The organism is Marinomonas sp. GJ51-14 (assembly GCF_055808695.1).
The window spans coordinates 3,563,017-3,575,776 of record NZ_CM147879.1; the positions used below are offsets into that span (position 1 = coordinate 3,563,017).

A 12,760-nucleotide genomic window follows, 5' to 3' on the forward strand; every position below is an offset into this window, starting at 1 on the left:
ATTAACTAATAAATAAAAACTAACATTGCGATAGTTTCGGTAATCCCTCACTGCTTACTGCTGTTTATTAGTGCATGGTATTCATAAAGAATAGCTTAATGGCAATAGATAGAAACTAGGTGTTGTGTAAAGCGCCTAAGCATTTCTTGCAATGTTTCGTTATCTCGCCATAAATAATCTTATTAGTGACCTATGAGACAAAATTGGTTCATTAGTTGCTTAGACTTTAAGGAAGCTATGTTGGCTTATTCATTATGGGAGATGACTATGACGCAATCAGATTATCCGTTAGTTGAGGTACCGCAAAACAAACGCCGTGGTTTATTGCCAATGGCAGCCATTTTGCTTGGCTTTACCTTTTTCACAGCGACCATGTGGGCTGGCGGAACACTAGGAACGGCTTTTTCTTTTTCAGAATTACTCTTGGTAATTTTTGTTGGTAACTTGCTGCTTGGAACTTATGCTGCTTTTTTAGCATACATTGCCTATAAAAGTGGCTTAAACAGTGTCTTAATGGGACGGTTTTGCTTTGGTGAAATCGGCAGTAAATTATCCGATTTCATTCTCGGCTTCACTCAAATTGGTTGGTATGCTTGGGGGACTGCAACACTCGCGATTGTCTTAGTAAAAATCACCAGCATTCCAGAATCATGGCAAACACCATTAATGGTTTTATTTGGCATGGCATTTTGCATTACTGCAATGATCGGCTTTAGAGGTATGGATTTACTCTCTCGAGTTGCTGTACCAGCCATGCTAATTTTCATTCTTATCAGCCTTTATACGGGCCTTGTCGATGTTGGTGGTGTTTCGGCATTAATCGGAATTGAACCAAGCCAGAGTTTAAGCTTTACTGCCGCGATTACCATTGTCATTGGCACCTTCGTAAGCGGTGCAACACAAGCAACTAACTGGAGTCGTTTTGCAAACAGTGGGAAAGTAGCTGTTTGGGCGACTATGGCGGCGTTCTTCATCGGTAATGGTTTGATGGTGTTAACGGGGGCACTGGGTACGCTAATTTATCAACAAGCCGATATCGTTGATGTCATGCTTGCACAAGGCTTTTTAGTGTTAGCTGTTCTTATGCTGTTCCTCAATATTTGGACGACTCAAGACAATACGATTTATAACTTTGCAGTGGCGGGTTGTAACCTTATTCGTACTGATAAACGTCGTACCGTAACGGTTATTGGTGCCGCAATCGGGACTGTGATGGCCGTATTTGGTATGTATAACTTCTTGATTCCATTCCTGATTTTGTTGGGTACTTTTATTCCACCTATTGGTGGTGTCATCATGGCTGATTTTTGGTTACGTCATAAAGGTAAATACCCATTACTAAAGAATACAAAGCTACCTGACTTCAATTGGGTTGGACTTGGTTCTTATGCGATTGCCTCTACTGCAGCGTATTTTTCACCTGTTGTGCCACCTATAGTCGGTGTTTTTGTTGCAGTAGTTGTATATGGTGTTTTAACCTCATTACTTCAGACTCAAACAAAAACGGTCTTAAACAATTAATGAGTATTTGCTGTGCTGATATACCACGTTTACCCGGCCTTGAAAGCATCACCTTTCGAGCGGGTTTGACAGGAGGCCAACGTATTGTTCGTTGGCCTTATGTGGCAGAAAATGATTCGATTCAACCTTGGGTCAGTGGTGGAGAATTGGTTTTCGTCACTGGAATAAATCATCGTCGCAACGAAAAGAACCTCTGCCAACTTGTCAAAGAAGCAGTAAACAGCAATGTCGCTGGACTGGTCATTTTGACCGGCCCAGAGTTCATACAGCAAATTCCCAATAGCGTGCTAGAACTCGCCAATAAACATCAAATTCCACTATTAGAGCAACCCTATAGTTTAAAAATGGTATTGGTGACCGAAATTATCAGTAATGCCATTGTTCAAGCCAATTTACTGGGAAAATCCGTTCGACTTTTTTTAACAAAACTGATTAATGGTTTCGACCATGCTCCTGAATTAATTCACCTAAGAGCAAATGATTTGGGCATCACTGACTCAAATCCATTTTCTGTTTTAGCCATTCGAATGACTCAAACGGATCTGAGTACAGAAGATTCAACACAACAGTTCCTTCATTTACATCAAGCATTAGAAGAACATCTAAGCAGAATACTCAAGCGTAGAGGTATCACTTGGCCAGTACTCAACCATGAGAAAGATCTTTTAGCCATTTGGCCAACGGCCGATATTGATACAACTGAACTGTACGATGAACTAGAACAAGTTCTCACACTCTTACAGAAGAGCTTTCCACAAACCGTACTTTGCATTGGTATAAGTGAACGCAAAACAGGATTAGAAAAACTTGCTGATGCCACAGAACAAGCACGCCAAGCGTTGCACTTCGCTATAAAACATCAACACCAACGTATTTTTTTCTATGAACAATTAGGGATCGCACGTTTGTTTGCGGCTATTCCTAATCGTGGTTTATTAGCAGACTTCTGCAAACAGCATTTAGGAAAGCTGTGCTTTGCGCGAGATAGTGCGACACTTGAGATGAAAGCGACACTAAACCATTACTTCAACCATTTTGGTCACCAACAACACACAGCCGATGCCATGGGTATTCATAGAAATACCTTGAGTTATCGCCTTAGCAAGATAGAACAGCGCTTAGGCTATTCATTACAAGACCCTTTTTTACGACTCAACTTACAAAACGCCCTATTGATTGAACAAATATTATTCCATCATCACGATATTGAAGAACAGACTGATCAGCTTGATAGTCACAACGATTGAGGTTTCCTATGCAAATTATTAACGCTCGTTTACGCCAACAAACAGAGTTATTTAGCTTACACATTGAAAACGGCCACTTTACCAAAATCGAAAAACAAGACGGCACACTACCCTCTTTAAAATCTGCCACAGAAGTATTAAATGCTGACGGCAACCTTGTCTGTGCGCCTTTTGTCGAACCTCACATTCACCTTGATGCAGCACTCACAGCTGGTGAACCTGAGTGGAATCAAAGCGGTACACTGTTTGAAGGCATTGAACGCTGGAGTCAGCGCAAGCCTATGCTGAATGAAGCTGACATTCGTAAACGCGCTCTGTCTACCATTGAACTTTTAGTACAAAACGGTGTACAGGCAATTCGTACTCATGCAGATACAACAGACCCAACCTTGATTGGTGTTCGCACTTTATGTGCCCTACGAGATGAATTGAAAGGTAAGATAGATTTACAAGTCGTTGCCTTCCCACAAGACGGTATGTTGTCGTATCCCAATGGTTTAAAACTCATGGAAGAAGCCCTAGAAATAGGAGCTGACGTTGTAGGCGGAATTCCCCATTTTGAATACACCCGAGAACTGGGTGAACAATCCGTCAAGAAAATCATCGAACTGGCAAAAAAGTATGATCGTCTAGTGGATGTTCATTGTGACGAAATCGATGATCCGAATTCACGTTTTCTTGAATTTTTGGCTTGTGAAGCCTTGTTCCATGACATGGGCGACAAAGTTACCGCGAGCCACACAACGGCGATGCATTCTTATGATAATGCCTATTGCTCGAAATTGTTTCGTTTATTAAAAAATTCCGGCATCAACTTCATTTCCTGCCCGACAGAAAGCATTCATCTACAAGGTCGATTCGATACTTATCCAAAACGCCGTGGTGTTACTCGGGTGAAAGAGTTGCGTGAAGCCAACATCAACGTTTGCTTAGGACAAGACTCTATCTTCGATCCTTGGTATTCACTAGGCAATGGCAAACTGCTACGCACCTTAGACTTTGCCATGCATATCTGCCAAATGATGGGCTACAAGGATTACGAAAACGCGTTAGACATGATCACAGACAACAGCGCGAAAACCATGCGTTTGGAAAATTACGGAATCAAAATTGGAAACCCAGCGAACTTCATATTACTAGAAGGCTTTGATGATTACAGTGTGCTACGTAAGCAAGGTGAAGTGCTGCTGTCAGTACGCCATGGAGAAATCATTATGCAACGTCAGCCAGCACAAATTACCAGTAAACCTTGGATGACAACATAAAAAATCAGCTTAACTAATCACCTAATGAAGAGAGTTTAATATGCACGGCAGACAAGGCTTGATCGCCTATTAGCTCTGCCGTGTGCCCATGAATCTGATCATTAAACACTTCATCTGCCTGTAAACAATCTTGAGCAATAAACATATCTCCTGCCGTGAAGTCTCGATAATCCCCATTACGCAATGTGATTCGTAATATGCCTGAGCGAATGATAATCAAAGTAGGATCGCCTGCCACATGCCACGAACTAAAGTATCCAGGTTCACTTATCCGATGACGAAAATTCAAAGCATCCATTCTGTCAGTGATAAACAAACCATTATAGTTTTCTAGGGAATACGTAACATCCTTAAAAACGGAATACCCTGTCCCATTCCTATATTCACTCTCTGGGTTGTTATTTATGGTAATAGGTGACGATAAAACAGGAACACTAATCTGATTCAATGCGGATACCTCCTAAGAAATACAATCTAAGAAATACAATAGCTTCATAACAATGGTTTTCTGTATTTGTCATGCACAACAAAGATGACTTTCACTATAACAAATACGACCTTTTGGCGAAGAGAATTTTAATCAAATTAATTTCCATCAATTAAACTTTAAAAAATAAATTGAATTATTTTTAATGACTTTTAATGCATAAAGTCGACATTTTAAAGGATTATAGCGAATTTTAGAGGATTTAATATTATTAAAAAAATAAACATACCGCTTGTAAACTAAATTTAAGTCTTCTATGCTGTCTCCAAATTGTCCGTCGGGGTGCCTAGTTGAATTAGGCTGAGAGATGTATTTCATTAACCCGGTGAACCTGATCCGATTAGTATCGGCGTAGGGAACGGATGCGATGTTATGCAGTCTTCTTATGCATTTTTTCGTGCACTCATTCCCTATGTCGCCTGATAAAAACTGGGTGATATACATGTCTCGTCTTTTAGACAAAACTGATTCAAACACAACTCCAATTGCGCTAACCATTGCCGGTTCTGACAGTGGTGGCGGCGCAGGTATTCAAGCGGATTTAAAAGCTTTTTCTGCTAATGGCGTGTATGGCGCCAGTGTCATTACTGCTGTAACGGCACAAAACACTCAAGCGGTTACTGCGGTTCATCCTATTCCTATTGATGTTGTGACCGCACAAATTACCGCAGTTCTTGACGACTTAAATGTTCAAGCCATTAAAATCGGCATGCTTTTCTCCAGTGATTTAGTAATCGCTGTGGCGAATGCGTTAAAGAATTTTCAAGGGTTTGTGGTGTTAGATCCTGTGATGATAGCCAAATCTGGCGATGCACTTTTACAGGTAGAAGCCGTTAATGCGTTAAAATCCGAACTTATTCCCCGAGTCGATCTACTGACACCAAATTATCCAGAAGCGAAAGTTTTACTGGGTTTATCACCTCACGATGCCTTTGACGATAGCCAATTAACTTCCCACGCTTTCGACCTGTTACAGCTTGGCGCTAAACACGTTTTATTGAAAGGCGGACACGGTGAGAGTGACACTTGCACCGATGTTTTAGTAAGTACCAATTCCGAACCACTCACTCTTCATGCACCACGTATTGCCACTCAAAACACCCACGGCACAGGTTGCACCTATTCTTCCAGCATTGCTGCTTGGTTAGCCAAAGGGGCGAGCATGTCCCAAGCCGTTGAGCAATCCCACGCTTATTTACACCGTGCAATTGAGTGTGCGGATCAGTTAAAAATTGGCTCAGGCCATGGGCCAGTTCACCATTTCCATCGTATGTGGGAAACAGAGAGTCAGTGGGGGAAAAAATGAACACATTTACAGAACAAGTTGTTGTATTAGGCGCTGGCGTGGCGGGTCTTTGTGTTGCGACGGAATTAGTCGCACGAGGCATTTTTCCAACGGTGATAGATCGCCAATTGGAGCCAGGCCCTGAATCTTGCTCTTGGTGGGCTGGCGGAATGCTTGCACCCTATTGTGAAGTTGAAAGTGCCGAGGAAGCCGTGCTGCATTACGGCAAAAAAGCCGCAACTTGGTGGCAAAAACACACAGATGTGGTTGAGCATCAAGGGTCATTGGTATTGGCTTTAGATCGTGACCAAGCAGATCTAAAACGTTTTGCAAAGCGAACTCAAGCTTATGATGTTTTGGATGCCGATGGAATAACGGAACTTGAGCCTGATTTGTCCGGTCGCTTTTCACGAGGCTTATATTATCGTGAAGAAGCACACTTATCTCCACGGGATGCATTGCGAGCATTGAAAACCAAATTAATACAGCAAGGTGTCACTTTTATAAACCAAAATGCGGACCCAGACGTGTTGGCAAAAGACAGTTTGATAATTGACTGTCGTGGCATTAAAGCAAAACCCGATTTAGATGGTTTGCGTGGTGTAAAAGGCGAAATGCTAATTTTACGTTGCCCAGAAGTGCAACTCACAAGACCTGTGCGTTTACTCCATCCAAGAATCCCCCTTTATATCGTTCCCCGTGGGGATGGCGTTTATATGCTTGGCGCAACCATGGTGGAAAGCAGTGCCAAGCAACATGCTTCGGTGCGCTCCGTGATGGAATTATTAAATGCCGCTTATGCAATAAACCCTGCGTTTGGCGAAGCTGAAATCCTTGAAATTGGTGTAGACAGTCGCCCGGCATTTGCTGACAACCTTCCTCGTATTCGCCGTCAAGGGCAAATTATTCGTGCTAATGGTTTGTACCGTCATGGTTTTTTGCTCGCGCCAACCTTGGCAAAAATGGTGGCGGATTATCTCGAACAAGGTATCGAATCAGAATGGTTTGATACCACTAACCTTACTACAACCGAAGAGGCCATGAACCTATGAAACATATACAGGTAAATAGCGAGAAAGTGACCGCTAAATCTGAGCGTCTTTCTGATCTTTTAATTGAATTAGGTTACGCCGATGCCGTGGTTGCAACCGCTGTAAATGGTGACTTTGTTACTCAAGGTAATCGAGCGAATATCCAGATAAATGATGGCGATCGCATTGAAGTGCTAGCGCCCATGCAAGGGGGATAATGATGACAAAATCATTTAAAGACAGCTCAGCAAAACGTGATTTTTATGGTGTGCAATTAGAAACGCCTTTCATGTTAGGGACTGCTCAATACCCTTCTCCAGCCATTCTGGCGAAAGCCTTTGAGCAAAGTAAAGCCAGTGTGGCAACGGTATCGTTACGTCGTGAAGCCAGCGGAGACAAAGCCGGACAGGATTTTTGGCGCTTGATTCAACAGTTAAATGTGCATGTGTTGCCCAATACCGCGGGCTGTCATACGGTAAAAGAAGCCGTAACCACAGCACATATGGCTCGGGAAGTGTTTGGAACCTCATGGATTAAGTTGGAAGTCATTGGTGAAGAAGACACATTGCAACCGGACGTATTTGGATTGGTGGAAGCCGCACGAATTCTTTCTGAAGATGGCTTTCAAGTATTTCCCTACACGACAGAAGATTTGGTTGTGGCTGATAGATTGATAAACGCAGGCTGTCGGGTATTGATGCCTTGGGGCGCTCCGATTGGTTCTGGAATGGGCTTAAATAACATCTTTGGTTTGCGGGCATTACGTGCTCATTTCCCTGACATTCCATTAGTTGTTGATGCTGGGTTAGGTTTACCAAGTCAAGCCGCTCAAGCCATGGAATTAGGAATGGATGCGGTTTTACTCAATACTGCGGTCTCAAAAGCCGGTGATCCCGCCATGATGGCAGAAGCCTTTGCTAATGCCATTCGAGCAGGACAGTTGGCCGTAAAAGCCGACCCAATGGTACCCCGTGATATGGCATCACCCTCTACGCCTATTTTAGGCAAAGCGTTTTTGGATTGAAATGATGATGAAGTTAAGTCGGTTTTACCCTGTATTTGACAGCAGTGAATGGATCGAACGTTTGGTTCCTCTTGGTATTGAGCTGGTTCAGCTGCGCATGAAGGACTGCCAAGAAGAGCATGCCCGAGTAGAAATTAAAAAAGCCAAAGCCCTTTGTGCTCAGCATAATTGTACTTTGGTGATCAATGATTACTGGCAGCTTGCCATCGAACTGGGTTGCGAATGGGTACATCTTGGACAGGAAGATTTAGATACCGCAGATATAACTAAAATCAAACAAGCTGGATTGAAAATTGGCATCAGTACCCATGATGATGAAGAGTTATTAAGAGCATGTCGCCTAGAACCCGATTACATAGCCCTTGGCCCCGTGTATCCAACCATTTTGAAAAAGATGAAATGGCACCAGCAAGGGCTAGAAAAAGTCACTGAATGGAAAGGAAAACTCGATCAAACACCACTAGTAGCGATTGGTGGCATGTCAGTAGAAAGAGCCGAAGGCGCTTTTTTAGCTGGTGCTGATATCGTCGCTGCGGTCACTGATATCACCTTAAATTCTGATCCAGAAGCACGAATCAAGGAATGGCTAAATGCTTGTAAAAATGTCTCTAACGAGGCAACTGTATGAGTCGTTATCTACGTCAAACATGCTTGCCTGAAGTCGGTGAAACGGGACAAACATTGCTGGCATCTGCGCGCGTCCTTGTTGTGGGTGCTGGCGGTTTAGGCTGTGCGGCGCTGCCTTATCTTGTTGGTGCTGGCGTTGGTCAGATTACCTTAGTGGATGGCGATGTGGTGTCACTTTCAAATCTACATCGACAAGTATTGTATCGAGAAGCGGATGTTGATTTACCCAAAGTAGAATGTGCCAAACGCCATCTTGATGATCTCAATAATGACTGCGTGATCACCACCCACTTTACTACTCTGACACCAAGCAATGTAGATGTTTTCTGCCACGAGATGGATGTCATCTTAGATTGTGCGGATAACTTTGCAGTGAGTTATGTACTGTCAGACTACTGCCATGCTCACAATCTGAAATTGGTGTCAGCATCGGCATTGGGGTTTGAAGGATATATTGGCGGATTTTGTGGCGGTCAGCCGTCTCTAAGAGCCATTTTTCCAGAACTACCACAGCGAGCAAGCAACTGTTCTTCAGCTGGGGTAATGGGACCGATCGTTGGCACGATTGGTTGTCTACAAGCTCAATTTGCACTCAACCTATTACTTAATATTGAACCCTCTCCTCTTGGGCAATTAGTGTCCATAGATCTACACAATTTACGACAAAGCGGATTTCGCTTTGATGACGCGCCAGAGCCACCAGATAATCAACTATTAGGTTTCATAGGTACCGATGAAGTGACGTCGCAAGATTGGTTGGTGGATTTACGCAAGATCAATAAACAAGAAGGTGTTCAATATTTCACTCTGGACGAATTTGACCAGCAACAAGCTCAACCTCATACACATCAGCGAGCTGTGCTTGTCTGTCGTACCGGACTAACCGCATGGCGTGCAGCACGAAAATTACAAACTTATTGGCAAGGCGAAATAAAGCTCATAGCACTGGGTGACGATCCTCTGTAATGGCTTATTGGCTACTCAATAAAACTCCCTTAAATCTTTATTAACCAGAATAAAGCGAACATAGATTATGACGAATAAAACACCAGATTATGGAAAAACATTTGCACTTATGCGCGAAGGCTGTGCGCCACAATGGCGTGAATATATTGAGCACGATTTTGTAAAAGGCTTACAAGATGGCACTTTGCCACAGGCATCTTTTTTACATTATATGATTCAGGATTATGTTTACCTTGTGCATTATGCTCGCGCTTGGGCATTGGGTGTCGTGAAAGCAGAATCACCAGAAGAGATGAAACTCTGTGCAGCAACGGTAGATTCATTAATTAATCACGAGTTTTCCCTACACATCCAAACCTGTGCCGCTCAAGGGATCGATGAAGCGTCTTTATTTAACGCCAAAGAAGAGTTAGAAACCATTGCCTATACCCGTTATGTATTGGACTCAGGCTTACAGGGTGACTTTTTAGACTTGATCTTGGCGCTTGCGCCTTGTGCATTTGGCTATGGAGAAATTGGTTTACGCTTAAAAGAAAGCGTTTACGAAGGCCATCCTTATGAGAAATGGATCAACACCTATTGCGGTGAATCCTTCCAAGAGGTTTGTGTTGAAGTGGGTCGATTAGTCGATTTAGCCATTAGCACCCGTATTGGCGACAACCCAACACAAAGCCCTCGTTGGACAAAAATGCAAGAACGCTTTAGCAAAGCAGTTGAACTTGAAGCTGAATTCTGGGGAATGGGGCTTAGAGCTGGTAGTCAAAGAATAGGTAACAAAGGAGCGAAACATGCTTGAATCACAAACCGCGATTCTTTGGCTTGTTCTATTTTCGGCGATCTTTGCTATTGCAGGCTTAGTATTTGCACGTCGCCATCAGGACGGTTTAGAAGATTTCATTGTGGCTCGAAATAGCCAAACGAGCCAAGCTACCTTGTTGACGTTACTGGCAACTACCATGGGAACATGGGTGCTATTTGGTCCAGCCGAATCGGCTACTTGGGGTGGTATTGGCGCTATACTTGGTTATGCACTCGGTGCATTAATCCCTCGTCTGGTGATGATCCCTCTTGGTGTCAGAATTCGTCAACTGATGCCAACAGGCCACACATTAACTGAATTCGTCTATGCACGTTATGGACGCAGTGTTTATGTTGTGGTGCTTTCTATTATGCTGTTTTATCTTTTTATTAGTCTTACTGCAGGGCTTACAGGTATTGCGCAAATGGTTGCACTTTTAGCACCCGTTCCGCTCTGGATAACAGCCTCTATTGTGATGTTATCTACCTTGCTTTACACCTTATATGGTGGATTAAAAGTGACCATTTTTACTGATCGTATTCAAATGTTCGTCATCTTACCTTTTATCCTTCTGATATTAGTTTTGGGCTGGCAAGCAACGGGGGGCATTACACCTGTGATTGAAGGTTTGCAAGAAAAAGCCCCTCACTTGCTGAATCCATTTAACAGTACTGGTATAGAAACAGGTGTAACTTTCTTTTTAGCTGTGTGTTTGACTGGCCTATTTTATCAAGGTACATGGCAGCGCATTTTTGCAGCGAAAAACGATAAAGCGATTCGCAACGGCTTCATTTTAAGTGGCCTGATTAGTTTCCCTATCATCTTAGCACTGGGTTTATTTGGTTTGGCTTTTGTTGGCTTATCTGTACCTGGTACAGGCTCCACCGCTTTATTTAGTGTGATGCTAGGCAATGCGCCTTATTGGTTATTGATTGGTATGATTTTCTTTGGTTTGGCGTTAATTATGAGCAGTGCGGATTCCACTATCAGTGGTTTTCATAGCTTATTTATTATCGATTTAAACCGAATTTTACCTAAGCTTGAGGAAAGTAAGTTGGTTGTGGCGTCTCGCTGGTTGATCATTGTCATTTCTATTCTAGCCTTGATCGTGGCATCGAAAGGCTTCAGTATTTTGTATCTTTTCTTACTTGCTGACCTACTTTGTTGTGCCGCTGCATTTCCTGTGTTTTTTGGTTTTTATAACGCTCGTTATCAAGGCTACCAAGCATTATTAAGCTTGATTGGTGGTTTGGTAGCCGGTTTTATCTACTTCCCAATGCCGGGTGAACCTATTGCCTTTTTGTTTGAATCCTTTTTATTAGCAACCTTGATTCCTGTAGCGATTTCATTAGTGCTGCTCGTATTACCAAGTAAAAAGATGTTTGATTTCACCCTGATCAGTAAAAAAATAAAAACGCTCAGTAATTAGCCGTTAAACTGAAAAATATGATCTAAAAAAGTCGGCCTTAGTGTCGACTTTTTTTCTTTATTATACCGCGACTAGATTCTGTGGTTTGCCATTGGCAAAAGCCACGACATTCTCAAAGGCAATATTGAAGTAAAGCTCATAACTGCCTTGTTCGACGTAACCGATATGTGGCGTACAGAGTACATTTGGCAAAGACAACAATGGCTCATTATCACGATTAGCCGGTTCTATTTCGAACACATCGACTGCGGCTTGTTTATTTGGGTTTGCAGACATCACTCGATACAAGGCGCCACTTTCCACTAACTCAGCACGACTTGTATTTACAAACAAAGCACCGTCTTTCATCTGCTCTAGATCTTCTTCGGTAACGCAAGCTTTGGTGGCGTCGTTGAGTCTTAAATGTAATGAAATCACATCGGCTGTTTGAAAGAATTCAGCTTTAGAGGCCGCGACTGAAAAGCCATGCTCCTGTGCTAACACTCTAGAAGCGTCTCTTCCCCATACCACTACCTTCATGCCAAAGGCTTTGGCATATTGAGCAATTCGCTGACCAATCTTTCCATATCCCCAAATACCAAGCACAGAACCATTTAATACTCGTCCTAAACCTAACGAACCAGATTGTTGCCATTGGTTTTGTGTGAAATGGGAAACATAAGCGGAAATATGTCTGCTTGCAGACATAATCAGCCCCCAGCAAAGTTCAGACGGCGCGACAGGCGAACCAACACCTTCAGATACCGCAACACCATATTGATGACAGAGCTTTGCATCAATATGGTTGCTGATTTTTCCAGTTTGACTGATCAGCTTTAATTTAGGCAGACGAGACAATAGTTCCTCGGTAATCACGGTGCGTTCACGAATCAAAACACACACATCAAAATCAATCAGATTGCGAACCAAATCGTCTACTGTCAAAAAGGTTTCATTGAAAACATGAACATCGTGATCTTGTAGAAGACTAAAACACTCAAGGTTTTTCACACAGTTTTGATAATCATCCAGTACAGCTATTTTCAAGGCATCGTCTCCTAGAGATAAGGTTGCCATTGTTATGGTCAAGTAATCACAAT

13 protein-coding genes and 1 riboswitch are annotated in these 12,760 nt (G+C 42.7%); of the genes, 11 read left to right on the forward strand and 2 right to left on the reverse strand.

What is annotated here, in order from left to right; genetic code table 11:
- Positions 1–267 precede the first annotated feature (267 nt).
- From codB to codA, 3 genes are read left to right on the forward strand one after another with little or no spacing between them, the layout of a single operon-like run.
- Positions 268–1,521: a cytosine permease gene (gene codB, locus AC0L3Y_RS17205; protein ID WP_473466843.1), complete on the forward strand. Its 1,254-nt coding sequence runs from the start codon at positions 268–270 to the stop codon at positions 1,519–1,521.
- Entirely contained in the window at positions 1,521–2,768 is a 1,248-nt protein-coding gene (locus AC0L3Y_RS17210) for a PucR family transcriptional regulator (RefSeq protein ID WP_473466845.1), read from the forward strand. The genes codB and AC0L3Y_RS17210 overlap by 1 nt, the downstream gene beginning before the upstream one ends.
- Positions 2,769–2,776: 8 nt before the next feature.
- Entirely contained in the window at positions 2,777–4,033 is a 1,257-nt protein-coding gene (gene codA / locus AC0L3Y_RS17215; RefSeq protein ID WP_473466848.1) for a cytosine deaminase, read from the forward strand.
- Positions 4,034–4,046: 13 nt separating this feature from the next.
- Here the strand turns inward: codA and AC0L3Y_RS17220 are convergent, their stop codons facing one another.
- Entirely contained in the window at positions 4,047–4,481 is a 435-nt protein-coding gene (locus AC0L3Y_RS17220; protein ID WP_473466851.1) for a cupin domain-containing protein, read from the reverse strand.
- A gap of 307 nt (positions 4,482–4,788) precedes the next feature.
- A riboswitch (TPP riboswitch) is annotated at positions 4,789–4,895 on the forward strand.
- Between the two features lie 67 nt (positions 4,896–4,962).
- On the opposite strand from AC0L3Y_RS17220, the gene thiD reads away from it, so the two are divergent.
- The 8 genes from thiD to AC0L3Y_RS17260 all read left to right on the forward strand — a co-directional run bounded on the left by thiD (position 4,963) and on the right by AC0L3Y_RS17260 (position 11,681).
- Entirely contained in the window at positions 4,963–5,826 is an 864-nt protein-coding gene (gene thiD, locus AC0L3Y_RS17225) for a bifunctional hydroxymethylpyrimidine kinase/phosphomethylpyrimidine kinase (RefSeq protein WP_473466853.1), read from the forward strand.
- Positions 5,823–6,857, forward strand: coding sequence for a glycine oxidase ThiO (gene thiO / locus AC0L3Y_RS17230; protein ID WP_473466855.1), 1,035 nt, complete (start codon positions 5,823–5,825; stop codon positions 6,855–6,857). The genes thiD and thiO overlap by 4 nt, the downstream gene beginning before the upstream one ends.
- On the forward strand, positions 6,854–7,054 hold the full coding sequence (gene thiS / locus AC0L3Y_RS17235) for a sulfur carrier protein ThiS (protein ID WP_036162388.1): 201 nt from the start codon (positions 6,854–6,856) through the stop codon (positions 7,052–7,054). Before thiO ends, thiS begins: the two co-directional genes overlap by 4 nt.
- Positions 7,054–7,860 (forward strand): thiazole synthase, encoded by an 807-nt coding sequence (locus AC0L3Y_RS17240; RefSeq protein WP_473466859.1) that lies wholly within the window; start codon positions 7,054–7,056, stop codon positions 7,858–7,860. The genes thiS and AC0L3Y_RS17240 overlap by 1 nt, the downstream gene beginning before the upstream one ends.
- A gap of 1 nt (position 7,861) precedes the next feature.
- On the forward strand, positions 7,862–8,488 hold the full coding sequence (locus AC0L3Y_RS17245) for a thiamine phosphate synthase (RefSeq protein WP_473466861.1): 627 nt from the start codon (positions 7,862–7,864) through the stop codon (positions 8,486–8,488).
- A complete protein-coding gene (locus AC0L3Y_RS17250; RefSeq protein ID WP_473466863.1) occupies positions 8,485–9,453 on the forward strand; it encodes a HesA/MoeB/ThiF family protein in 969 nt (322 codons plus the stop codon). Before AC0L3Y_RS17245 ends, AC0L3Y_RS17250 begins: the two co-directional genes overlap by 4 nt.
- Positions 9,454–9,520: 67 nt before the next feature.
- Positions 9,521–10,249 carry a thiaminase II gene (gene tenA, locus AC0L3Y_RS17255; RefSeq protein ID WP_473466865.1) on the forward strand — a complete coding sequence of 243 codons (729 nt, stop codon included), beginning with the start codon at positions 9,521–9,523 and terminating at the stop codon, positions 10,247–10,249.
- The gene (locus AC0L3Y_RS17260; RefSeq protein ID WP_473466869.1) at positions 10,242–11,681 is read left to right on the forward strand and encodes a sodium:solute symporter family transporter; all 1,440 of its coding nucleotides are present in this window, start codon (positions 10,242–10,244) and stop codon (positions 11,679–11,681) included. Before tenA ends, AC0L3Y_RS17260 begins: the two co-directional genes overlap by 8 nt.
- 60 nt (positions 11,682–11,741) lie before the next feature.
- Here AC0L3Y_RS17260 and AC0L3Y_RS17265 read toward each other — a convergent pair whose 3' ends face one another.
- Positions 11,742–12,707 (reverse strand): D-2-hydroxyacid dehydrogenase family protein, encoded by a 966-nt coding sequence (locus tag AC0L3Y_RS17265; protein ID WP_473466871.1) that lies wholly within the window; start codon positions 12,705–12,707, stop codon positions 11,742–11,744.
- Between the last annotated feature and the right edge of the window lie 53 nt (positions 12,708–12,760).

Coding starts and splice junctions, on each gene's coding strand:
- codB (WP_473466843.1), top strand. CDS start 268: ATGACGCAATCAGATTATCCGTTAGTTGAGGTACCGCAAAACAAACGC.
- AC0L3Y_RS17210 (WP_473466845.1), top strand. CDS start 1,521: ATGAGTATTTGCTGTGCTGATATACCACGTTTACCCGGCCTTGAAAGC.
- codA (WP_473466848.1), top strand. CDS start 2,777: ATGCAAATTATTAACGCTCGTTTACGCCAACAAACAGAGTTATTTAGC.
- thiD (WP_473466853.1), top strand. CDS start 4,963: ATGTCTCGTCTTTTAGACAAAACTGATTCAAACACAACTCCAATTGCG.
- thiO (WP_473466855.1), top strand. CDS start 5,823: ATGAACACATTTACAGAACAAGTTGTTGTATTAGGCGCTGGCGTGGCG.
- thiS (WP_036162388.1), top strand. CDS start 6,854: ATGAAACATATACAGGTAAATAGCGAGAAAGTGACCGCTAAATCTGAG.
- AC0L3Y_RS17240 (WP_473466859.1), top strand. CDS start 7,054: ATGATGACAAAATCATTTAAAGACAGCTCAGCAAAACGTGATTTTTAT.
- AC0L3Y_RS17245 (WP_473466861.1), top strand. CDS start 7,862: ATGATGATGAAGTTAAGTCGGTTTTACCCTGTATTTGACAGCAGTGAA.
- AC0L3Y_RS17250 (WP_473466863.1), top strand. CDS start 8,485: ATGAGTCGTTATCTACGTCAAACATGCTTGCCTGAAGTCGGTGAAACG.
- tenA (WP_473466865.1), top strand. CDS start 9,521: ATGACGAATAAAACACCAGATTATGGAAAAACATTTGCACTTATGCGC.
- AC0L3Y_RS17260 (WP_473466869.1), top strand. CDS start 10,242: ATGCTTGAATCACAAACCGCGATTCTTTGGCTTGTTCTATTTTCGGCG.